21 protein-coding genes are annotated in these 22217 nt (G+C 71.3%); 15 read left to right on the top strand and 6 right to left on the bottom strand.

The features are described 5' to 3' along the window. Positions 1-75: 75 nt before the first annotated feature. A complete protein-coding gene (locus SSP08S_RS36500; protein WP_019072594.1) occupies positions 76-765 on the bottom strand; it encodes a response regulator in 690 nt (229 codons plus the stop codon). Positions 766-994: 229 nt separating this feature from the next. Between SSP08S_RS36500 and SSP08S_RS36495 the strand changes: the two genes are divergently transcribed. Further along, complete coding sequence (locus SSP08S_RS36495) at positions 995-1564, top strand: Rv1733c family protein (protein ID WP_019072593.1); 570 nt, start codon at positions 995-997, stop codon at positions 1562-1564. 65 nt (positions 1565-1629) lie between these two features. Here the strand turns inward: SSP08S_RS36495 and SSP08S_RS36490 are convergent, their stop codons facing one another. After that, complete coding sequence (locus tag SSP08S_RS36490) at positions 1630-2289, bottom strand: CBS domain-containing protein (protein ID WP_019072592.1); 660 nt, start codon at positions 2287-2289, stop codon at positions 1630-1632. A 35-nt stretch (positions 2290-2324) separates the two neighbouring features. Further along, positions 2325-2789, bottom strand: coding sequence for a Crp/Fnr family transcriptional regulator (locus SSP08S_RS36485; protein ID WP_019072591.1), 465 nt, complete (start codon positions 2787-2789; stop codon positions 2325-2327). A 196-nt stretch (positions 2790-2985) separates the two neighbouring features. Here SSP08S_RS36485 and SSP08S_RS36480 point away from each other — a divergent pair, with 196 nt between their 5' ends. The 13 genes from SSP08S_RS36480 to SSP08S_RS36420 all read left to right on the top strand — a co-directional run bounded on the left by SSP08S_RS36480 (position 2986) and on the right by SSP08S_RS36420 (position 17536). After that, on the top strand, positions 2986-3186 hold the full coding sequence (locus SSP08S_RS36480) for a hypothetical protein (protein WP_043259932.1): 201 nt from the start codon (positions 2986-2988) through the stop codon (positions 3184-3186). A 122-nt stretch (positions 3187-3308) separates the two neighbouring features. Beyond that, the gene (locus SSP08S_RS36475) at positions 3309-3812 is read left to right on the top strand and encodes a hypothetical protein (RefSeq protein WP_019072589.1); all 504 of its coding nucleotides are present in this window, start codon (positions 3309-3311) and stop codon (positions 3810-3812) included. Positions 3813-4494: 682 nt separating this feature from the next. After that, complete coding sequence (locus tag SSP08S_RS36470; RefSeq protein WP_019072588.1) at positions 4495-5121, top strand: DoxX family membrane protein; 627 nt, start codon at positions 4495-4497, stop codon at positions 5119-5121. A 150-nt stretch (positions 5122-5271) separates the two neighbouring features. Beyond that, on the top strand, positions 5272-6177 hold the full coding sequence (locus SSP08S_RS36465) for a universal stress protein (RefSeq protein WP_019072587.1): 906 nt from the start codon (positions 5272-5274) through the stop codon (positions 6175-6177). Between the two features lie 34 nt (positions 6178-6211). Then, a complete protein-coding gene (locus SSP08S_RS36460; protein WP_019072586.1) occupies positions 6212-7234 on the top strand; it encodes a zinc-dependent alcohol dehydrogenase in 1023 nt (340 codons plus the stop codon). 5 nt (positions 7235-7239) lie between these two features. Then, on the top strand, positions 7240-8118 hold the full coding sequence (locus SSP08S_RS36455; RefSeq protein ID WP_019072585.1) for a universal stress protein: 879 nt from the start codon (positions 7240-7242) through the stop codon (positions 8116-8118). Between the two features lie 80 nt (positions 8119-8198). Next, on the top strand, positions 8199-10580 hold the full coding sequence (locus tag SSP08S_RS36450; RefSeq protein ID WP_019072584.1) for a phosphoketolase family protein: 2382 nt from the start codon (positions 8199-8201) through the stop codon (positions 10578-10580). Between the two features lie 31 nt (positions 10581-10611). Beyond that, positions 10612-11625, top strand: a complete 1014-nt coding sequence (gene gap / locus SSP08S_RS36445) for a type I glyceraldehyde-3-phosphate dehydrogenase (protein ID WP_019072583.1) — start codon at positions 10612-10614, stop codon at positions 11623-11625. A gap of 149 nt (positions 11626-11774) precedes the next feature. Further along, a complete protein-coding gene (locus SSP08S_RS61255; RefSeq protein WP_019072582.1) occupies positions 11775-14465 on the top strand; it encodes a bifunctional acetate--CoA ligase family protein/GNAT family N-acetyltransferase in 2691 nt (896 codons plus the stop codon). A 12-nt stretch (positions 14466-14477) separates the two neighbouring features. Continuing rightward, positions 14478-15209, top strand: a complete 732-nt coding sequence (locus SSP08S_RS36435) for a CBS domain-containing protein (protein WP_019072581.1) — start codon at positions 14478-14480, stop codon at positions 15207-15209. 20 nt (positions 15210-15229) lie between these two features. Beyond that, positions 15230-15739: a flavodoxin domain-containing protein gene (locus SSP08S_RS36430; RefSeq protein WP_019072580.1), complete on the top strand. Its 510-nt coding sequence runs from the start codon at positions 15230-15232 to the stop codon at positions 15737-15739. Between the two features lie 217 nt (positions 15740-15956). Then, the gene (locus SSP08S_RS36425; protein WP_019072579.1) at positions 15957-16943 is read left to right on the top strand and encodes an Acg family FMN-binding oxidoreductase; all 987 of its coding nucleotides are present in this window, start codon (positions 15957-15959) and stop codon (positions 16941-16943) included. Between the two features lie 5 nt (positions 16944-16948). Then, positions 16949-17536, top strand: a complete 588-nt coding sequence (locus tag SSP08S_RS36420) for an Rv1733c family protein (protein WP_063739205.1) — start codon at positions 16949-16951, stop codon at positions 17534-17536. Between the two features lie 1419 nt (positions 17537-18955). Here SSP08S_RS36420 and SSP08S_RS36415 read toward each other — a convergent pair. From SSP08S_RS36415 to SSP08S_RS36405, 3 genes are all read right to left on the bottom strand, one after another. Further along, positions 18956-19588, bottom strand: coding sequence for a CBS domain-containing protein (locus SSP08S_RS36415; protein ID WP_019072577.1), 633 nt, complete (start codon positions 19586-19588; stop codon positions 18956-18958). Positions 19589-19682: 94 nt separating this feature from the next. After that, positions 19683-20144, bottom strand: a complete 462-nt coding sequence (locus tag SSP08S_RS36410; protein ID WP_019072576.1) for a Crp/Fnr family transcriptional regulator — start codon at positions 20142-20144, stop codon at positions 19683-19685. 159 nt (positions 20145-20303) lie between these two features. Continuing rightward, a complete protein-coding gene (locus tag SSP08S_RS36405) occupies positions 20304-21134 on the bottom strand; it encodes a universal stress protein (RefSeq protein ID WP_019072575.1) in 831 nt (276 codons plus the stop codon). Between the two features lie 165 nt (positions 21135-21299). On the opposite strand from SSP08S_RS36405, the gene SSP08S_RS36400 reads away from it, so the two are divergent. Then, positions 21300-22202 (top strand): universal stress protein, encoded by a 903-nt coding sequence (locus SSP08S_RS36400; RefSeq protein WP_019072574.1) that lies wholly within the window; start codon positions 21300-21302, stop codon positions 22200-22202. Positions 22203-22217 lie beyond the last annotated feature (15 nt).

Genomic DNA, 22217 nt, shown 5'->3' with positions numbered 1-22217 from the left:
GCGTGGTCCTGCGAGGAGGGCCAGGAGGAGGGGCCGTACGGCCTTGGGAGCGCGCCGGACGGCCCGGCGCGCGGCTCAGTTGCCGGACTCGGGCTGCTCCAGGTGGGAGGCGAGCACGGCGGCCTGCACCCGGCGCTGGACGCCCAGCTTGGCCAGCAGCCGGGAGATGTGGTTCTTGACGGTCTTCTCCGAGAGGTACAGCTTCTTGCCGATCTCGCGGTTGGTGAGGCCGTCCCCGATCAGTGCGAGGATCTCCCGTTCACGCGGGGACAGACTCGCCAACTCCGGTGCCATCTCCGGGGCTTGGGCGGGTTCGGCGCGCAGCGAGCGCATCAGGCGGGCCGTCGTCGCGGGGTCGAGCATCGACTGCCCGGAGGCGACCGTCCGGACCGCCGAGACGAGGTCGGTGCCCTTGATCTGCTTGAGCACATAGCCGGAGGCCCCGGCCATGATGGCGTCGAGCAGGGCGTCCTCGTCGTCGAACGAGGTCAGCATCAGGACGGCCAACTCCGGCATCTGGTCGCGCAGTTCGCGGCAGACGGTGATGCCGTTGCCGTCGGGGAGACGTACGTCCAGGACGGCGACGTGCGGGCGCACCGCGGGGGCCCGCACGAGCGCGTGCTCGACGTTCTCGGCGTCGCCGACCACCGAGATGTCCTCCTCGGCGTCCAGCAGGTCGGCCAGGCCACGTCGTACGACCTCGTGGTCGTCCAGCAGGAACACGCGGATCGGATCCTGTGCGGTGAAGGTGCGTGCCTCGGTCATCTCGACCCCTTGTTCCCCGGAGGATGAACGGACTGCGGGCCGTCCGTGGACACGATCATCACGCGCCCGGCCCGGAAGCACTAGGGCCGACCGGCCCAACCGGCCCTTTCTGCGTGTCCTTACCGGCCCCCGTGCGACGGCCGGGCGGCCCCTCCCGGGCGGCTATCACCCAGTGGGAGCGTCCTCTTGTTCTCGTCTTCTTCATGATGCCCGTGAGGGGGTGTGACCGATGCGGAAGATCAAGCGAGTGAAGGTCCTGGGGTGGCGCTGGCGGCGCAACGAACTGCGTCGGCACAGCGACGTGGTGGAAGCGTGGATCGTCCTCAGCGCCTGGACGTTCGCGATGGCTGCCGGGACTGTCGCCGGTGTGGCCGGCGCCCAGAGTGTGGCGGCGGCGCAGGAGAGGAACGCGGCGGAGCATCGGCCGGCGACCGCCGTATTGCTCGGTACCGTGCCGAGTGCCGCGGCCGGCTACAACCGGGTGCGGGCGACGGTTCGCTGGACCGACGCGCAGGGCACCGTACGCACCACCACGGCGGATGTGAAGGCCGGGGGTCGCGTCGGCGGCACCGTACCGGTGTGGACGGACGGTCGCGGCCACCTGGTGGACGAGCCCGCGAGCCCGGCCGTGGCGGCGGCTCGCGCGGTGCTGGCCGGAACGGGGGCAGGACTGGCCGGCGGACTGTTCGTGCTCGCCGGTGGACGTCTGATCCGGCTGAGGGTGGAGCGCCGGGCCACCGAGCAGTGGGGCCAGGAGTGGGAGCTGACCGGGGCGCGCTGGCGGCGCAGCACCGGCTGAGACGCCGTTGCCTCGTCGGTGGTCGGTGGCCGGCGGGGCAACGGCTTACGGGGCGACCGTACTTCTCAGTCCGCGGAGCGGTCGGGCTCGTCGAGTGCGAACTCCACATCGACAACCCCCTCGACGGCTCGGACAAGCCGCGCGGCCACGGGAACCAGGGACGTGTCGCGTACCCGGCCGCCGAACCGTACGACCCCGTCCCGCACCTCGACCCGGACCGTCGACGCGGGACCGGGGAACAGGTACGCCACCACTTCGCGGCGCACCTCCTCCGCGATCTCCTTGTCGTCCCGGAGGAACACCTTCAGCAGGTCGGCCCGGCTGACGACACCCTCCAGCCGGCCCGCGTGGTCGACGACGGGCAGCCGCTTGACCTTGGCCCGGGCCATGGCCCGCGCGGCCTGCGCGAGGGTCGCGCCCGCGCCCACGGTCAGCGCGGGAGACGTCATCAGCTCACCCGCGGTCACCGAACCGGCCTTCGCGAGGTCCGACAGCCGACGCAACTGCGTGTACCGGTCGGGGTCGCTGTCGCGGAACTCCTCCTTCGGCAGCAGATCGGCCTCCGAGACGATCCCGATCACCCGGTCCGCCGCGTCGAGCACCGGCAGGGCGCTGACCTTCCGCTCCTGCATCGTGCGGACGATGTCCTTGAAAGCGGCCCCGCGGACGACGGTGGCGACGGTACGGGTCATCACGTCGCCCACGATGTGCGGTGATCCATGCATGGTCACTCCTCCCTGTTGGCGGTCCATCGGTGCGGTCACCGCATGCCGCCGCTGCCGTACGGGGCGTACAGGTCCAGCAGCCGGGTGCGGGCCGAGCGGAGCCGGTGGGCCACGATGTCGCCCACCCACTGGGCGACGGTCATGCCGAACGCGGGATCGTCCTTGCACAGGGTGCGTACGGCCGTGGCGTCGAACTCCCAGGCGCGTACCGGTGTCGTGGCCTCGGCGCCCAGGTGCCAGGCGTGCGGGCCGAACAGCCAGGACCAGCCGACGAGTTCGTTGTGTCCCAGCGATTCGATGACGGCGGCCCGGCGGCCGGGCACGTGCATGTCGAGGGCGATCGTGCCGGTGCGGATGATCCAGAACCGGTCGGCGCGGGCACCCTCCTCGAAGAGCCGGGTGCCCTGGGGGATCGACACCTCCCGTGCGAGCTTCATCAGCCGTTCGCGGTGCTCCACGGGCAGGGCCCGCGGCATGGTCGTGGTGGGGGAAGCGTTCATGGCGTGCCTCCAGAGAGTCTTACGGACCTACCACCTCCAGCGTGTGCCGGTGGGTCCCGCCCTGCCATGGGCCACTTGGCCTGCGGAACGGGCCGACCGGCGCCCCGTGCGAGCCTGGTGGCACCCTGTGTCACGACGCCTCCAGCGGTTCGATGGAAACGAGAGAAGAACTCGACAGACAGAGGGGGTGGACACCATGGGCACGACCTTGACACCGGAGTTCTGGAGGCAGTTCGCCGTTCTGCTGGTGATGGCGACCGCGCTCACCGTCGTGGCCGGCGCCGCACTCGACGCGCTGGTGCTGCGGATGCGCGCCCGCCGGACCTCGCAGCGGCCCTCGGCCGCGCGGGTGGTCCACACGCACCGGCCGGCCGGGCGGACGCCCGTCCATCACTGACGCACAGTTCGTGAAGGCCGGACCCGCAGTAGCCGATCCCTTTCGGTGACCTGCGGGTCCGTCGCTTCTCGCAACATAGGGGTGCTGTCGGCGGCCGAGCGGTGGGTTCGTACGATCGGACAGTGATCAAGCAGACGACGGTGCGCATGGGACGGAAGCAGGTCCTCGGGACCGTCGTCTGCGGTGTGATCGCCCTTTCCCTCGTCGGTGTCGCCGTCTACCTGGCCGTCTCGGCCGTCGGGCGCCTGGGGCTGGTCGGGCAGCAGCTGGCCATGCGGGTCACGTACTGCGACGCGACCGCACCGGCCACGACGTCCCGGGGCGGCAGTCGTCCTGACCTCGTCTGCCGCGGGTTCGTGGATCCGGCGCAGGCCTCCGGCCGCGGGACGCAGCGGATCACGGCGACCGGCTTCTCCTCCGAGCCCCGCTTCGGCGTGCCCGTGGAGGTGTCCAAGGAACCATGGGGGTCCTGGGTACCGGTGGACCAGGGCGCCTGGAACAAGCTGGGCCGGGGGCTCTCCCCGCTGGTCCCGCTCGCCTTCGCCGGCTTGTTCGCCAAGGTGCCGGTGGCTGTATGGCGCGGCCGGAGGAACTCCGGGCAGTCGCGCGAGGGGGCCTCGGCGTAGGAACGGGCTTCGCGCTCGAAGCCGACGCCGAGCCCGTCGGGCCGGGGAGCCGGCCGGAACGCACCGCTGGACCTGGGGCGCCGACCACCCGTGCCCCGGTCGGCGGCGCGCCGAAGCCGTCGAGTCCTGCTCGCGTCGTGGTGCGCTGACGGCCCACGGAGTCGCCGCGAGTTCGTTGCCGCGGATTCCGCGGAGCCGCCCGACGAACAGCCGAAGGGCGATGCCGCACCGGCACACCAGACCCCCCGCAAGGGAACGGCCGGGATCGCGGCCCACGCCTCCCGGAAGCCCGAAGGCCCGGCTGACCGTCAGCATGCTCTGCGCGAACGCCGGTGTGGTGCAGGCGAGTTAGGGAGGTCGCCGTCATTGAGCCAGACAGCACCGGCGCCGCAACGGCGGCAGCGGACGCCACTCCAGTGTCGGAGGCCTCGGCGCGATCCTCACCCGCGCTCACGCGTGTGCCCTTCAACTGCTGGGCGCAGCCCGCAAAGTCGAGGTTCCGCTCCCCGGCCCGGTGGGCCGCGCGCTGACCGGAGCCTGTCCTGCGGGGGGCCCAACAGGCCCTGTGGAAGGGGCCGTTCAGACCGCCACCGGCGGACCAACGGCATCAGGTGACGGACGTCCCGCCGCACCAGAGTGAGTGGTGCAACGAACGACCCGACACCTCGAAAGGACCACGATCATGGCCGTCCACGAGCACCCGCACCGCACCTCCGGCTTCCACCTGCCGACGTTCCGCAGGAACGGGTCCGCGTCCGAGGGCACCGTGACGGCAGCCGCTACGGAGACCACCAGGGCGCGTGCCTACGTCTTCGCGTCCCTGCGTCTGCTGACCGGGTTCGTCTTCCTGTGGGCGTTCCTCGACAAGACCTTCGGGTTCGGTTACGCCACCCCCTCCGGTGAGGGCTGGATCGACGGTGGTTCGCCGACGAAGGGTTTCCTGAGCAGTGTGGCGGCGGGTCCGATGGAGTCGACGTTCCATGACTGGGCGGGTGCGGGCTGGGCGAACTGGCTGTTCATGCTCGGTCTGTTGGGTATCGGTGTCGCGCTGGTCGCGGGTGTGGCGCTGCGGCTGGCTGCGGTGGCGGGCACGGTGATGATGGCGCTGATGTGGATCGCGGAGTGGCCGCCGGCCAGGCACCTCTCCGACGGGTCGCTGAGCATGTCGTCCAACCCGTTCGCGGACTACCACCTGATCTACGCCGTCGTGATCATCGCTCTCGCAGCGGCCGGCGCCGGAGCGACCTGGGGTCTGGGCAGGGTCTGGGCGAAGCTCCCGATCGTCCGCGACCACACCTGGCTGCGCTGACCGCAGCAGATACGGCGGGCCCTCGTGGAGGGGGCCCGCCGTGCGGCTGGCCATTGGGCCGAACGGCCCCTGCCGGGGACCTGCGGCCCCTGCCGCGGGAACCCCTACGCCACGAACCTGGAATCAGACATCCGTTCAGGAGGAAGAACCATGGTCCGCACTGTTGTCGCAGGTCTCGACGGTTCCCCCGAGAGCCGCGCCGCCGCCGAGTGGGCGGCCCGCGAGGCCGAACTGCGCGGCCTGGCGCTGAAGGTCGTCCACGGCTGGGAGCCTGCCCCGGACCCGTTGGCCCAGGCCCCGCTGCTGGGCGGTGAGACGCAACAGCACTGGAGCCGGCGCATTCCTCGCGAGGCGGGGGAGGGCCTGCGGCTGCGCCACCCCGGTCTGGACGTGACCGAGGACCAGGTGACCGGCACGCCCACGGACGCGCTGCTCGACGCGGCGAAGGACGCCGAACTGCTGGTCCTCGGCTCGCGCGGGCTGAGCGGCGTCGGCGGATTCCTCGTCGGCTCCGTCGGCCTCTCCGTCGTCGCGAACGCGGAGCTGCCCGTGGTCCTGGTCCGGGCCGGCGAACAGGCCGCCGACGAACACGAGAAGGACCCGGCGGGCAGCCCGTCGACCGACACCCCGTACCGGCCCGTGGTCCTCGGCCTCGACGCCGGCACCCCCGCCGACGCGGTCATCGAGTTCGCGTTCGCCGAGGCCGCCCGCCGCGACACCGGCCTGCGCGTCGTCTACGGCTGGAACCTGCCGCCGTACTACGCCTACGGCCTCGCGATGGACGCGGGCCTGAACGACGAGCTCTCCCGCGAGGAGACCGCCGCGCTCACCGAGGCCCTGAGTCCCTGGCGCCAGAAGCGCCCCGACATCGAGGTCGCCCTGGAGCCCCGCGTGGGCAGCGCCGCCGACCACTTGGTGGACGCCTCCCGCGAGGCCTCCCTGGTCGTCATCGGCCGCCGGATCCGCCGCGCCGCGCTCGGCGCCCACATCGGCCCGGTCGCGCACGGCGTCCTGCACCATGCCATCGCCCCCGTGGCCGTCGTCGCCCACGACTGACCCACCCCCGTCTTTCCCCCGAGGAGCATTAGCCATGAAGGCAGCAGTTGTACGGGCGTTCGGTGAACCCCTGGTCATCGAGGACCGCCCCGACCCCGAGCCCGGCCCCGGCCAGGTCCGTGTCCGCGTCGAGGCCTCCGGGCTGTGCCACACCGACATCCACGCCGCGCACGGCGACTGGCCGGTCAAGCCCAGCCCGCCGTTCGTCCCCGGCCACGAGGGCGTCGGCCTCGTCGAGAAGCTCGGCGACGGCGTCACCCACCTGACCGTCGGTCAGCGGGTCGCGGTGCCGTGGCTCGGCAAGGCCTGCGGGCGCTGCGAGCACTGCCTGTCCGGCTGGGAGACGCTGTGCGAGCAGCAGATCAACACCGGCTACGGCTGCGACGGCGGCTACGCGGAGAAGATGCTGGCCTGGGCCGACTTCGCCCAGCCGGTGCCCGACGGCGTGAGCGCGATCGACGCCGCCCCGCTGACCTGCGCCGGCGTCACGACGTACAAGGCGCTCAAGGTCGCCGGCGTGCGGCCCTCCCAGCTGGTCGCGATCTCCGGTGTCGGCGGGCTCGGCCACCTCGCCGTGCAGTACGCGAAGATCGCCGGCGCCCAGGTCGCGGCCATCGACGTCACCGACGAGAAGCTCGAACTAGCCACCGCGCTCGGCGCCGACCTCGTCATCGACGCCCGCAAGGACGACGTGGGAGAGGTGCTGAAGCGGCACGGCGGCGCGCACGCGGCGATCGCCCTGGCCGTGAACGAGGACGCGTTCGCCGCCGTCAACTCCGGTCTGCGGCGCGGCGGGAAGCTCGTCATGGTCGCCCTGCCCGCGCACGGCACGATCCAGGTCCCGATCTTCGACACCGTGCTCAACGGCACCTCCGTGATCGGCTCGATCGTCGGCACCCGGCAGGACCTCGCCGAGGTCTTCCAACTGCACGCCACCGGACAGACCAAGGTCATCTCCGAGACCCGCCCGCTGAGTTCGGTCAACGAGTCCATCGCCGACGTGCTGCGCGGCGACGTCAAGGCCCGGATCGTCTTCGACCTCGGCGCGGGGCGGTGACAGCCATGCCGAAGGCCCTGCCGATCGTCGTCGGCGTCGACGGCTCCGAGCCCAGCCTGCGGGCCGTCGACTGGGCGGCCGACGAGGCCGCCGTACGCGGACTGCCGCTGCGGCTGGTGTACGCGTCGCTGTGGGAGCGGTACGAGGGGACCTCGCTCGCCGACGACATCGGCAAGCCGTCCGAGCAGGTGCTCGCCGAGGACGTCGTGGCGACCGCCGCCCGGCGCGCCCACCACCGTCGGCCCGAGGTGGAGATCTCCACCGACGTGCTGCCCGAGGAACCCGAGTACGCCCTGGTGCGGGAGAGCCGCAGCGCCTCCGCGCTGGTGACCGGCACCCGTGGCCGCAGCGGTCTCGCCGAGGCGCTGCTCGGCTCGGTGAGCCTGACCGTGGCCGGGCACGCGCAGTGCCCGATGGTCGTCGTCCGCGGCAACCACGACAACCAGGCCCGCACCGCGACTCACGGCCGCGTCGTCGTGGGCGTGGGGGAGAAGCCGGCGGGCTCGGCGGCCGTGCGCTTCGCCTTCGAGGAGGCGCGGCGCCGCGGGGTGCCGGTGGAGGTCGTACGGGCCTGGCGCTGCCCCGCGCACGAGACCACCGACCATCCGCTGATGTCCGGAGAACCCGCCCGGCTGCACGAGCAACAGGCGGTCGAGTCCCTGGAGGCGGCGCTCCAGGACGCACCCGCCGACGTCGAGTCGCACCGCCGTGTCGTCGAGGGCCCCACCCGCGCCGTGCTTGTGGACGCCTCGCGCGACGCCGACCTCCTGATCGTCGGAGCCAAGCGCCGACCCGGGCACTACGGACTCCAACTCGGCCGTGTGGCCCACGGAGTGCTGCACCACTCCGCCTGCCCGGTCGTCATCGTGCCCGAACACCCATGAGCACGAGCCTCTCCAACTCCGCCTGTTGACCCAGTAGTTACGTCTCTCTCGACTCACACCGACGACTTCCGGAGCCTCCGATGCCCAAGGCCGAAAACCTGGACACCCCCGCACTCTCCGACGACGAACTGCGTACCCTGGACTCCCACTGGCGCGCCGCCAACTACCTTGCCGCCGGGCAGATCTACCTGATGGCGAACGCTCTGCTTACCGAGCCCCTGAAGCCGGAGCACATCAAGCCGCGGCTGCTGGGTCACTGGGGTACCTCGCCCGGCCTCAACCTCGTGTACACCCACCTCAACCGGGTGATCAAAGCGCGCGGCCTCGACGCGCTGTGCGTGTGGGGACCCGGTCACGGCGGACCCTCCGTGGTCGCCAACTCCTGGCTGGAGGGCAGCTACAGCGAGACCTATCCGGACGTGAGCCGCGACGCGGCCGGCATGGCGCGACTGTTCCGGCAGTTCTCCTTCCCCGGCGGCGTGCCCAGCCACGTGGCACCGGAGACCCCCGGCTCCATCCACGAGGGCGGCGAACTCGGCTACTCGCTCGCCCACGCGTACGGCGCCGCTCTCGACAACCCGGACCTGCTCGTCGCCTGTGTGATCGGTGACGGCGAGGCGGAGACCGGCCCGCTGGCCGCCGCCTGGCACTCCAACAAGTTCCTCGACCCGGTCCACGACGGCGCGGTCCTGCCGATCCTGCACCTCAACGGCTACAAGATCGCCAACCCGACGGTCCTGTCCCGCATCCCCGAGTCCGAACTCGACGAACTGCTGCGCGGCTACGGCCACGACCCGATCCACGTCACAGGCGACGACCCGCTCCAGGTTCACCGGGCCATGGCTGCCGCGTTCGACGACGCGCTGGACCGCATCGCCGTGATGCAGCGCACCGCCCGCGAGGACGGCGTGACCGAGCGCGTGCACTGGCCGGTGATCGTGCTGCGCACCCCGAAGGGCTGGACCGGCCCCGCCGAGGTCGACGGCGTCCCGGTCGAGGGCACCTGGCGCGCACACCAGGTCCCGCTGTCCGAGGTGCGTGAAAACCCGGAGCATCTACGGCAGTTGGAGGCCTGGCTGCGTTCGTACCACCCGGAGCAGCTCTTCGGCCCGGACGGCCGGCCCGTCGCGGACGTCCTGGCCTGTGTGCCCGAGGGCGTCAAACGCCTGGGCTCCAGCCCGTACGCCAACGGCGGCCTGCTGGTGCACGACCTGCCGATCCCCTCCCTGGACCGTTTCGCCGTCCCGGTCGAGAAGCCGGGCACCACCCTGCACGAGCCGACCCGCGTCCTCGGCGACCTCCTCGAACAGGTCATGCACGACACCTCGGTGAGCCGCGACTTCCGTGTCGTGGGCCCGGACGAGACCGCCTCCAACCGCCTCCAGGCCGTCTTCAACGCCAGCGGCAAGGCCTGGCAGGCGCAGACGCTGCCCGTCGACGAGCACCTGGAGCGGCACGGCCGCGTGATGGAGATCCTCTCCGAACACACCTGCCAGGGCTGGCTGGAGGGCTATCTCCTCACCGGGCGGCACGGACTGTTCTCCTGCTACGAGGCGTTCGTCCACATCGTCGACTCGATGGTCAACCAGCACATCAAGTGGCTGAAGACATCGAGGGAGTTGGCATGGCGGGCGCCGATCGCCTCCCTCAACTACCTGCTCACCTCGCACGTCTGGCGCCAGGACCACAACGGCTTCTCGCACCAGGACCCCGGCTTCGTCGACCACGTCCTCAACAAGAGCCCCGAAGTCGTCCGGGTCTACCTCCCGCCGGACGCCAACACCCTTCTCTCCGTGGCCGATCACGTCCTGCGCAGCCGCGACTACGTCAACGTGGTCGTCGCCGGCAAACAGCCCTGCTTCGACTGGCTCTCCATGGAACAGGCCCGCGCCCACTGCGCGCGCGGCGCCGGGATCTGGGAGTGGGCGGGCACGGAGAACGGCGGCGAACCCGACGTCGTGCTGGCCTGCGCCGGTGACGTCCCGACCCTGGAGGTGCTGGCCGCCGCCCAGTTGCTGCGCCGCCACCTGCCCCAGCTCGCCGTCCGGGTCGTCAACGTCGTCGACATGACCCGGCTGCTGCCGCGCGAGGAACACCCGCACGGGATGAGCGACTTCGAGTACGACGGCCTGTTCACCACCGACAAGCCGGTCATCTTCGCCTACCACGGCTACCCGTGGCTCATCCACCGCCTCGCCTACCGCCGGGCCGGCCACGCCAACCTGCACGTGCGCGGCTACAAGGAGTCCGGCACCACGACCACACCGTTCGACATGGTCGTCCGCAACGACCTCGACCGCTACCGCCTCGTCATGGACGTCATCGACCGCGTCCCCGGCCTCGCCGTCCGCGCCGCCGCCGTACGCCAGCAGATGGCCGACGCCCGCACCCGCCACCACGCCTGGATCCGCGAACACGGCACCGACCTGCCCGAAGTCGCCGACTGGACCTGGAACGCCTGAAGTCCCCTCCTCAGCAAAGGAGTTCACCGCCATGACCGTACGCGTCGGCATCAACGGCTTCGGCCGGATAGGCCGCACCTATCTGCGCGCGGCACTCGACCGCGCCGAGGCGGGCACCCAGGACGTCGAGGTCGTCGCCGTCAACGACATCACCTCGCCCGCCACCCTCGCCCACCTCCTGGAGTACGACTCGACGTTCGGCCGCATCGGACGCGAGGTCCTCCATGACGACACCTCGATCACCGTCGACGGCCGACGCATCGAGGTCACGGCCGAACGCGACCCGGCCGCCCTCCACTGGTCCGACTACGGCGCCGACATCGTCATCGAGTCCACCGGCCGCTTCCGCGACCGCGACTCCGCCGCCCTGCACCTCAAGGCGGGCGCGCACACGGTGCTGCTGTCCGCGCCCGGCAAGAACGCGGACGCCACGATCGTGATGGGGGTCAACGACAAGACGTACGACCGCCGCCAGGACCGGATCGTCTCGGCCGCCTCCTGCACCACCAACTGTGTCGCCCCGATGGTCAAGGTGCTGAACGACGCCTTCGGCATCGAGCGCGGCATGATGACCACCATCCACGGCTACACCAACGACCAGTCCCTCCTCGACGCCCCGCACAAGGACCTGCGCCGGGCCCGCTCGGCGGCCCTGAGCATCATCCCGACCAGCACGGGTGCCGCCCGCGCCGTGGGCCTGGTGGTGCCCGAGATGGCGGGCGCCCTGGACGGCATCGCCGTACGCGTACCGGTGGAGGACGGGTCGCTCACCGACCTCGCGGTCGTCCTGAACCGGGAGACGACGGCGGACGAGGTCAACGCCGCGTTCACCGAAGCGGCGGACGGCCCGCTCAACGGCATCCTGCGCGTCTCGAAGGCCCCGATCGTCTCCCGAGACGTCATCGGCGACCCCGCGTCCTGCATCTTCGACCCGGCACTCACCCAGGCGAACGGCACCCTGGTCAAGGTCTTCGGCTGGTACGACAACGAGTGGGGCTACACCAACCGCCTCCTCGACCTGACGGCGCTGGTCGCCGACGACTGAGCACGACCGCGAGAGGCCCCGTGAGGTGGGCCTGTGGGCGGATTCCCGAGGGCCGAAAGGCCCCATGGTCCGCCCCCAGGCAGCCCATGGGGCCTCTCCCCGTTCCGCGGGACGCTCGAAGTGTCGAAGAAACCCGGAGGAGACCCGTGATGACGGACGACGTACTCAGCCGACCCACAGTCCACGCCCTGCTCGCGGACGGCAGCACCGTGTGCATACGTCCCGTGCGGCCCGGCGACCACGACCAGCTGCGGGGACTCTATGAGGAGATGTCCCCGGAGCACCTCCGGCTGCGGTTCTTCGGAGTGAGCCGCCGGTCCGCCGAGATGGCGGCCGACCGGGCCTGCCGGCCGCACCCCGGATACCGGGCCCTGCTCGCCGAGGCCAAGGGACAGGTGATCGGACTCGCCGAGTACGACACCGGCGGTGCCGGGACGGCGGCAGACATCTCCGTCGCGGTCGCCGACGGACTCCACCACCGCGGCATCGGCACCCTTCTCGTGGAACATCTGGTCTCCGCCGCCCGCGCCGAGGGCGTCACCACGTTCACGGCCGACGCGCTCAGCGAGAACCACGAGATCCTGCGGCTCTTCGCCGACCTCGGCCTGCGCACCGCCCGCCGCTTCGAGGGCCCAGAGATGCGCTGCACCATCGAGCTCGACGAGGACGAGAACTACCTGTCGGCCACCGAGGCACGCGGCCGGGCCGCCGATGTCGCCAGCCTCGTACCGCTGCTGCGCCCGGACGCGGTCGCCGTCGTCGGCGCCGGACGTACGGCCGGTTCCGTGGGCCGCGCGATCCTGCACCACCTGAAGGCCGGCGGCTTCACCCGCCGCCTCTTCGCGGTGAATCCCGCGGCCACCTCGATCCTCGGCGTGCCGAGCTATCCCTCCGTCGGCGCCCTGCCCAGGACCCCTGACCTCGTGGTTGTCGCCGTACCCGCCGCCGCTGTCCCGGCCACCGCCGAGGAGTGCGGCAAGGCGGGCGTACGCGCCCTTCTCGTCGTCACGGCGGGACTCGACCACGCCCAGGCCACGGCGCTGACGGCGGCCTGCCGGACGTACGGCATGCGGCTCGTCGGCCCCAACTGCCTCGGTGTCTCCAACACCGACCCGGAACTGAACCTCGACGCGACCTTCGCCGCGGGCCACCCGAGCCCCGGCACCGCGGGCATCGCCGTGCAGTCCGGCGGCGTCGGCATCGCCCTGCTCGACGGACTGTCCCGGCTCGGCGTCGGCGTCTCGACCTTCGCGTCCCTGGGCGACAAGTTCGACGTCAGCGGCAACGACATGCTCCAGTGGTGGGAGAGCGATGGCACCACCGACCTCGCCCTGCTGCACCTGGAGTCCTTCGGCAACCCGCGGGCGTTCTCCCGCACCGCGCGGCGCGTGACCCGCCGTATGCCGGTCCTGACCGTGGACGCGGGCCGCACCGACGCGGGCCGTCGCGCCGCCGCCTCGCACACCGCGGCAGCGGCCACCCGGACCATGACCCGCGGGGCGCTGTTCACCCAGGCCGGCATCACCGCGACCCACTCGGTCGGTGAACTCCTCGAAGCCGCCGCCCTGTTGCACTCCCAGCCGCTGCCCACCGGCTCCCGGGTCGCGATCGTCACCAACGCCGGCGGAGCCGGGGTCCTCGCCGCCGACGCCTGCGCCGAGGCCGGGCTCACCCTGCCGACGCCCACCCCCGAACTCGTCGACGACCTGCTCGCCGTACTGCCGGAAGGCGCCGCGACCGGCAACCCGATCGACGTCACCGCGGCCGTGAGCGAGGAGCAGTTGAGGGACTGCGTGGACCGGATCATGCGGCACGCCGGCGTCGACGCCGTGCTGGTGGCCCTGGTGCCCACGGCGGTCGCCGAGGCGACCGGCGACGATCTCGTCCGGGCCCTCACCCGCGCAACCGGACACCGGCCGAAGCCAATCGCGGTGGTGCGGCTCGAACAGGCCTTGCCCGTCGAGCTGTTGCCCACCACGGACGGCCGTACCGTCCCCGCGTACGCCGAACCCCAGGCGGCGGCACGGGCGTTGGCGCACGCCGCCCGCCGTGCGGCCTGGCTCGCCCGGCCCGCCGGGACGATCCCGGACCTCGACGGAGTCGAGACCGCACGCGCCCGCACCTTCGTCGAGACGTACCTCGACGCGAACGCGGACGGCGGCTGGCTCGATCCGCGCCAGTGCGCCGAACTCCTCGGCTGCTACGGCATTCCCCAGCTCGCCTGGGCCTGGGCTGACACCGAGGACGGCGCCGTCCTCGCCGCCGAACGGTTGCGCGGCGCCGACGGCCGGGTGGTCATGAAGGGCCACTGGCCGGGCCTGCTGCACAAGAGCGAACAGCGCGCCGTCCATCTCGACCTGCGTGGTGACGCCCAAGTACGGGCCGCCTTCCGGGACTTGGAGACCCGGTTCGCCGGACTGCTGACCGGCGTGGTCGTGCAGCCGCTCGCCGAGCGCGGCACCGAGCTGTTCGCCGGTGTCGTCCAGGACCAGGTGTTCGGACCGCTCGTCCTGTTCGGGCTCGGCGGCACCGCGACCGAGATCCTCGCCGACCACACCGCCCGGCTCGCCCCGCTCACCGACCACGACGTGCACGACCTGATCACGGCCCCGCGCTGCGCCCCGCTCCTGTTCGGCGCGCACGGCAGCCGGCCCGTCGACCTCGAAGGCCTCGAACAGCTGCTGCTGCGGCTGTCCCGGATGGCGAGCGACCTGCCCCAGTTGGCCGAGGCCGACTTCAACCCCGTACTCGCGGCACCGGGCGGAGTCTCCGTCCTCGATGCTCGCGTCCGCCTGCTGCCCCGCGGGGCGCAGGACCCGTATCTGCGCCGACTTCGCTGAGGAGGGAACACCATGAAGCACAACAAGGTCGGCTCCGTGATGACCACGGAGGTCGTTCGCGCCACCTACGGAACGCCGTTCAAGGAGGTGGCACGCCTGCTCGGCGAGCACCGCATCAGCGGCCTGCCGGTTGTCAACGAGGACGACAAGGTCCTCGGAGTCGTCTCCGAGACGGACCTGATGGCTCACCAGGCCGAGGCCCCCGACCCGTACGAGGCGAAGAAGCGGTTCCGGTTCGCCGACCTGACGCGCAGCGCCAGGCGGCGGGCCGCGAAGGCCACGGCCCGCACCGCCGGTCAGCTGATGACCGAACCCGCCGTCACCGTGCACGCCACCGACACCATCGTCGAGGCCGCGCGGACCATGGCCCAGCATCGCGTGGAGCGGCTGCCCGTCCTTGACGAGGAGAACCGGCTCGTCGGCATCGTCACCCGCCGCGACGTGCTCCAGGTCTTCCTGCGCTCCGACGCGGACATCCACGACGAGGTCGTCGAAGAGGTGCTGGTCCGTGCCCTGTGGCAGGCGCCGCGCAGCATCGACGTCTCCGTGGCGGAGGGCGTCGTCACGCTCGCCGGCCAGATGGAGCGCAAGAGCGAGACGGAGATCGCCCTCTCCATGACCCGTCAGATCGACGGTGTCGTCGCGGTCGTCGACGAGCTCACGTATCGCCTGGACGACTCGCAACTCCGCCCGGAGGAGCCGAGGTTCCACGGTGTCACCGAGGACTGGGTGCGCCACCTGTGAAATGAGAGGAGGGGACTGCCATGCCCACCAGCGTGCTGGTCACCTATGGAACGACGAACGGATCGACCGCGGGGATCGCCGAGGCCGTTGCCGAGGTCCTGCGCAAGGCCGGCTTCACCATCGACGTGTTGCCCGCCGGGTCCGTCCTGAGCGTCATGCCCTACGACGCCGTGGTGATCGGCAGCGGACTGTACGCCGGCCGCTGGCACCGCGACGCCCGCCGGTTCCTGAACCGGCACGGCCGTCAACTGGCCGAGCGCCCGGTGTGGTTGTTCAGCAGCGGTCCGCTCGACGCCTCGGCCTCGGAGCGGGACATCCCGCCCGTGTTCGGCGTGCGGCGGGCCATGGCCCGGCTCGATGCCAGGGGGCATGTCACCTTCGGCGGTTGTCTGGAGGAGGGGGCCAAGGGGCGCATCGCCCAGTCGATCGTGCGCAACGGGAAGGGCGGAGACTTCCGCGACTTCGGTGCGATCGAGGAGTGGGCTGGGCGGATCGCGGACGAGTTGCTGCCGAAGGGGAAGGAGGACTGACCGACCTGTCGTACGTGCACTTCGGAGGGGACGGCCCCGGCGCGGTACCGACGCGCCGGGGCCGCCCCGGACCGGGGTGGTGACAGCCGGGCAGACGGTTCGGCACCGGTCCGGAGAGGGCCGTCCAGGCCCGACAAGGGGACCGAAGTCCCATACGCCCAGGGCCGATGGGCGAGGACCCTGAAAGGGAACGGGGACGGTCGACGAAGGGGGCACCATGTCTCTGACCCACGCACAACACGGCCGCGCAGCCCTGCACTTGGCCCACGCCGCGTCCCTCGCGCCCTCGCCGCACAACAACCAGCCCTGGTTCTTCGCCGAGCAGGGTCACGACCACGGCTTCGAGATCCACGCGGACCGCGACCGCCGGCTGGTCCTGACCGACCCCGGCGGCCGGGAGGCGGTCGTCGCCTGCGGGGCGGCGCTGTTCAACGCGCGGATCGCCGTGCGCAACCTCGGCTTCCGCCCCGCCGTCGACCTGCTCCCCGAGACCGGCAACCCGGCCTACCTGGCCCGTGTGGCCTTCGCCGCCCACGCCCCGGTCACCTACGACGAGGCGCTGATGGCGGGCGCGATGGCACACCGGCACACGCACCGCGGGCCGTTCGCCGCCGAGGCCGTCGCTGAGGAACTGCTCGACGAGCTGCGGGAACACGCACGGGCCGAGGGCGCCGCCCTCCAGGTCGTAGACGACCCGGACCAACTGGACCAGCTCGCAGACCTGGTGCGCACTGCGGAGGACGTGCACCGCGCCGACCGGCGGCATACGGCCGAGATCGCGGGATGCGTCGGGCCGGCCGGGGTGCCGGCCGAGGCGTGCCTGTACCACCCCGACTGCGTACTGCTGGCCGCCCGCGACTACATGGGTCTCGCCCGCCAGTTCGCCGTACCGCCCCAGAAATGGGTGTCGCGCACGGGCACGGTCGCCGTTCTGACCACCCCGTACGACACCCGCTCGGACTGGCTGCGCGCAGGGCAGGCGCTCCAGCGGGTACTGCTGTACGCGGCGGCCCATCGGGTCAGTGCGGCTTTCCACACCCAGCCCCTCGAAGTGCCCGCGCTGCGCGCGGAGTTCCGCACACGCATCGCCTTCGGCCGATTCCCGCAGATGGTCCTGCGCCTCGGCCACCCGACCCAGACCTGGGCCACGCCACGACGCACGCCCGCTGAGACGCTGCTCCGCAGCGACATGCCGGTCAGGTGAGGATCGTGACCCCCAGCAGGCACGGAAAGGTGGCCGGAGTGCGCTGGTGGAGGCTTCGGCGCAACCCCCTCAGGCGCCGTAGTTACCTCGTCGAGGCCTGGTTGCTGCTCGCGGTCTGGATCCTCGCGGTCGTGGCCGCGGCCGGCGCGGGCGTCTGGACGGTCCTCGCCGTGGAACGGCACATCGACGCCCTGCGGGCCGACCGGCACTCGGTGACGGCCGTGCTCGTCGAGGACGCCCAGCGCACCGTGGGCACGGCCGACGGCAGCGACAACTACCGGGCCACCGTGCGCTGGACCGCGGCGGACGGCACGCAGGCCATAGGGCTGGCCCGGGTGGACTCCAGCAGCAAGGCCGGATCCACCACCCATGTGTGGCTGGACACCGAGGGCCGTCTCGTGCCCGACCCCCCGACCGCGACGCAGGGGCGGATCGAGGGGATGGTGCTGGGCGTGTGGGCCGCCGCGGGCGCCGGCGGAGCGGTGCTCCTTGGCGGTCGGGGTGTGTCCGGGCGACTGGAACGGCGCCGGTTGGAGCAGTGGGACGCTGAGTGGACGCGCATCGGTCCGCAGTGGGGCCACAAGACCGGCTGACGTGCGCCCATACGCCAACGGTCGGTAGATCCATTGGAGTTGATCCGTTTGATGGGGTTCCTTAAAATTGGATCTGGTCGGTATTTCGTGACAGTTGCGATCGCAGCAGGATCCGTGTGCGGAGGAGCCGGAATGAGCCTCGGCCGTATATTTACCGCTTGATCGTCTTAAACGGTTGCAATGGCCCTCAACGACTCCGTAGCTACAGGTGAGCATCATGCCAGCGAGGACGGCATCCCAGTTCTGGCGGATGAATCCGGCGAGGCTCGTCACGGTGGCCCGCCACAACGACTTCGGACCGGGCCCGGCACGGGTACGCGTAGTCAGACCCTCAACCTTCCGACGAACGTGCGCTGTCCGCATTCGGCGACATCGCACAAGAACTGCTGAACCTCCAGCTTCACCCCCACACCATGCCCGGAGCGAGTCAGGCGCGCAGTTCGGGCACGTCAACTCCGAAACGGCGCTGTGGGCTTCGGCCACTACAGCCCCGCCCACCACAGCCAACCGGTCCAGCATCATCCCCACGGCATTCGGGAACAGTGAATGTGACGGATGATCTGACCGGAATCGCTTTCAGGGAGCGCCATTGCTGCAAGCTCTGCCCAGATCAAAAGCGTCGTACAAGGCAGCACTGCGGCAGAGATTAGTCCGAGTCCCTCTTATGGGTTCTGCGCAGTGGGTACTTCCCAGGAGGGGCGGCGACCACGAGGGTGTGGATCTTGTGCGACTGACTATTGATCGTACGCAACTTGCTTATGCCGCCAAGGTTACTTTCTTGGCCGCTCGGGCCCTACACGGCGATCCGACGGTCGTTATCGGTACGAGCTTGGCGTGGCACTTCTATCCGAAGACGAAGCTAGTCGTTGACGCCTGCCGTGCGCTGGACGATCCGTGGCCCCTGCTCGCTGAGAAAGCCGTCACAGCCACCCCTCCCGTCAGGCCAACAGCACAGCGAGACCGTCCACACCGTGGCGGAAAACATGTCACCCAACCCCGTCGAACATCAGAGTCCACAATCGCTGGGAAACACCACACCAGTGACGCCGAACGACGGCGGGAGCGCCACCGAGCCCAACGCGCGGCACGAGGGGAAGATCCGGAAGTTGAGCGGGACTACCGCGAGGCACAACAGCAACGAGCGCAGAATGACCGCCGCAGGGCTCGGCTGGCGGAACACCCACAAGGGGAGGAACCAGGGCGCGAGCGGATCAGTCCAAAGAGGCCCCGGCGGCCATCTCGCGCTGACGACTACACGTACCGGCCTCGCCCCCTGCGCCATGGCCGCTGGTAGGCATCTACCGGTCTCCGATCGTGACGGTCACGAAATACCGACCAGATGCGTTTTCACGGATGACCATTGCGTTCAGCCGCCATTGAGTGAGTTCCGGCTGGGAGTTGGTACTCGCCGAAAGAACTTCAGCGGTGCGTGAGGTCGAGCCGGACGTCCACAACGCCCTCCACCGCCCGCATCGCCCGGGCGGCCACCGGCACGAGCGTACGGTCGGGCAGGGGACCGCCCAGCGTGACCACGCCGTTGGTCACCTCGACGGTCAGCGCGGTGGTCACCGGGAGGCGGCCGAGCACGCTGCGTCGGATCTCCCCGGCGATCTCTTCGTCGGGACGGAGGAAGACCTTGAGCAGGTCCCCGCGGCTCACGATCCCCTGCAGCAGGCCGACTCCGTCCACGACGGGCAGCCGTTTGACATGGCGCCGGGCCATGATGCGCGCGGCCTCGGCGAGCGGGGCATCGGCGTGCACGGTCACGGCCGGGCTGCTCATGAGCTCGCCCGCGGTCACCGCCCCCGCTTTGGCGCGGTGCGCGGGATCGCTGTCGCCCGCCCCGTCCTCGCCGCCGCGGAACTCTTCCTTGGCGAGCAGGTCTGCCTCGGACACCACCCCGATGACCCGGCCCTCGCCGGCCAACACGGGGACGGCGCTGACCTTCCACTGGCTGAGCAGTTCGACGACGTCCTTGAACGGCGCCTCGCTGCCGACGGCGACGACGGTATGGGTCATCACATCGCTCACGGTGTACGGAGATTCGGACATCACAGCCTCCCGTGGTCTTTCCTGAGGTGGGGACGGGCGTCGGATCGAGGAAATGGGTGGAACTCCGGGTGCTGTCGGGTGAGTACGGCGGTCATCACGGTCCTTGCTCCGCGGGCGTCGCGCGCAGGTCGACCAGCCTGGCGCGGGCGGCGCTCAGGCGGTGGGCCAATACCCGGCCGACCCAGTGTTCGACGGCCCGGCCGAACTCGGCGTCGTCCAGGTACATCAGACGGACGGCGACCGCGTCGAACTCGTAGGCCTCCACCTGCGTCACCGCGGTCGCGCCCAACTGCCAGACGTACGGCTCGTACAGCCAGGACCAGCCGACGAGATCACCGATCCCGAGTGTCTCCACGACGGGAGGCGGGCGGTCGGGCAGACGGATGTCGAGGGCGGCGGTGCCAGCCTTGATGATCCAGAACCGGTCGGCGTGCCCGTCCTCCTCGAACAGCCGGGTGCCGGGCGGGAAGCAGACATCGCGGCCCACCCGAAGCAGCCGTTCGCGATGTATCGGGGGCAGCGCGTGATTCATGCGGAGCGCGATCGAAGGGGGCATCACTCTGTCTCCGTTCCGTGTTCGGCAGGGCTACGCGGAGGGTGTGCGTGCCGAAGACGACGATGCGTAAACCCATCCTCGTACCTCTCACCGTGCGCCACCGCCGCCGGCTTTCGCAGGGGCCGAACGACCCATCGGCCGAGGCCGACCCGCCCCGGCCTACGACGGCACGACGGCGACCGGGCATCGCGCGTGCTTCAGGAGGGCCAGTGCGGTGGGGCCCGGTGCGGTGTGCCGGCCGATCACCACCAGTCCGGACGTTCCGGAGGCGTGGGCAAGGGCCTCGGCCGGCGGGAACAGCAGCACGTCCGCGCGGACCTCGACGTCCGGGTACTTGCCGTGCCACGGCCGCAGCGCGTCGGTCAGCAGGTCCTCCTCGTGGTCCTCGCGGGCGGCGCGTTCCTGCTCCGGCAGCGGGAGGAGCGAGGCGGCGGCGCTCGCGGGAAGTGCCCAGGCGTGCACCGCGTGCAGCGGGACGCCGTGCTGCCGGGCCGCCTCGAAGGCGAAACCGAGCGCGCCCCCGGACGGGTCCCGGGCGTCGACGCCCACGGTCACGGCGTCGGTGTGACCCGGCACATCGAGCCCCGCGAGCGTTCCGGGCACGAGGAGCAGGGGCCCGGCACACCCGGTGGCTAGGGCCGCTGCGGTCGAGCCCAGGGGCGTCCGGGTGTGCTGACCCTCGCCGCGCAGCCCGAGCACGACCAGTTCCGCGTGCGTGCTCGCCGACCGTAGCTCGGGGACGGGCGCCCCGGTGAGATTCGCTGCCCGGACGGTCAACGACGGGTGGCGGGCGGTGAGTTCGGCGACCACGTGGCCCGCCACGGTGTCCGGGCGGTAGGGCCACTGTTCCACCGGGTCGAGGTTCTCCGGTGGTGCCACATGCACCACGCGCAGCGGTAGCCCGCGCCGCAGCGCCTCGCGTGCGGCCCAGTCCGCGGCGACGCGGCTGCGTGCCGACCGGTCGACTCCGGCGATGATCACTCGTTCCATGGTGTGCCGCCTTCCAGGTCCGTGGCCCCTCCACCATGACGGTCCGGGGCGGGCGCGTGGTGGGGCCGAACGGACCCGGGTGGTGACCTGGCGGCCCATACCTGCGGGCGGAGCGCGGGACGACGCTGGAAGGGAGGAGCAGACCGAGCGCAGGAGGTGCGGACCATGCTTCCGCCCGTCATCGCCGGAGTCGACGGTTCCGCGGAGAGTCTCGCCGCGGCCGACTGGGCCGCCCGGGAGGCGGCACGCCGCGACCTGCCGTTGCGGCTCGTACACGTCTGGAACTGGCATCCGCGCCAGGAGGACGGCGAACCCGTCACGGCCGCCCAGCGTCATCAGGCGCGCCGTGTCCTGCGGCAGGCCAAGGAGAGGTGCCGTGCCGTCGCCCCCGGTCTCCGCCTCCACGAAGAGCAGGTCGAGGGTCCCGCGACCGCGGCTCTGGTGAAGGCGGCCGAGGAGGCGGAGCTGCTGGTGCTGGGCTCGCGCGGCCTGAGCGGGTTCACCGGGCTCCTTGTGGGCTCGGTCGCGCAGGGCGTGGTGGCCCGCGCCACACGTCCCGTGGTGCTCGTGCGGGCGGACGAGAAGGCCGCCGACGAGCACCTTCCGGCAGGCGACGGACGCGGCTCCGTCCTGACCGGCTACCGGGACGTGGTCCTGGGCGTCGACCTCGGCGATCCCTGCGACGCGGTGATCGAGTTCGCCTTCGAGGCGGCCCGCGTGCGCGGCGCCCGCCTCCGCGCCGTCCACGCCTGGCAGCCGCCGTCCCCGCTGGGGCTCGGCCCCGGCGAGATCGCCCTGGTGAGCGGCCCGCAGCGAGCCGAGGAATGGCACGGTTTCCTGTCCGCCGTACTCCAGGTGTGGCGCGACAAGTACCCCGGCGTCGAGGTCGCCGAGACCGTCGCCGAGGGCCGGGCCCAGTCCGCGCTGCTCCGGGCCGCCTCCGGAGCGGGCCTTCTCGTGGTCGGCAGGCACCTCACCGAACGACCGGCGGGTCCGCGCATCGGCCCCGTCACCCATACCGCCATCCATCACGTCGGCTGCCCCGTGGCCGTCGTACCTCACGAGTGAGAGGCCCGAGTCCTG

Source organism: Streptomyces hokutonensis, from assembly GCF_000376565.1.
Classification (GTDB): domain Bacteria; phylum Actinomycetota; class Actinomycetes; order Streptomycetales; family Streptomycetaceae; genus Streptomyces; species Streptomyces hokutonensis.
The sequence above is the reverse complement of the archived record's forward strand: the minus strand, read 5'-3'. Positions and strand labels throughout refer to the sequence as shown.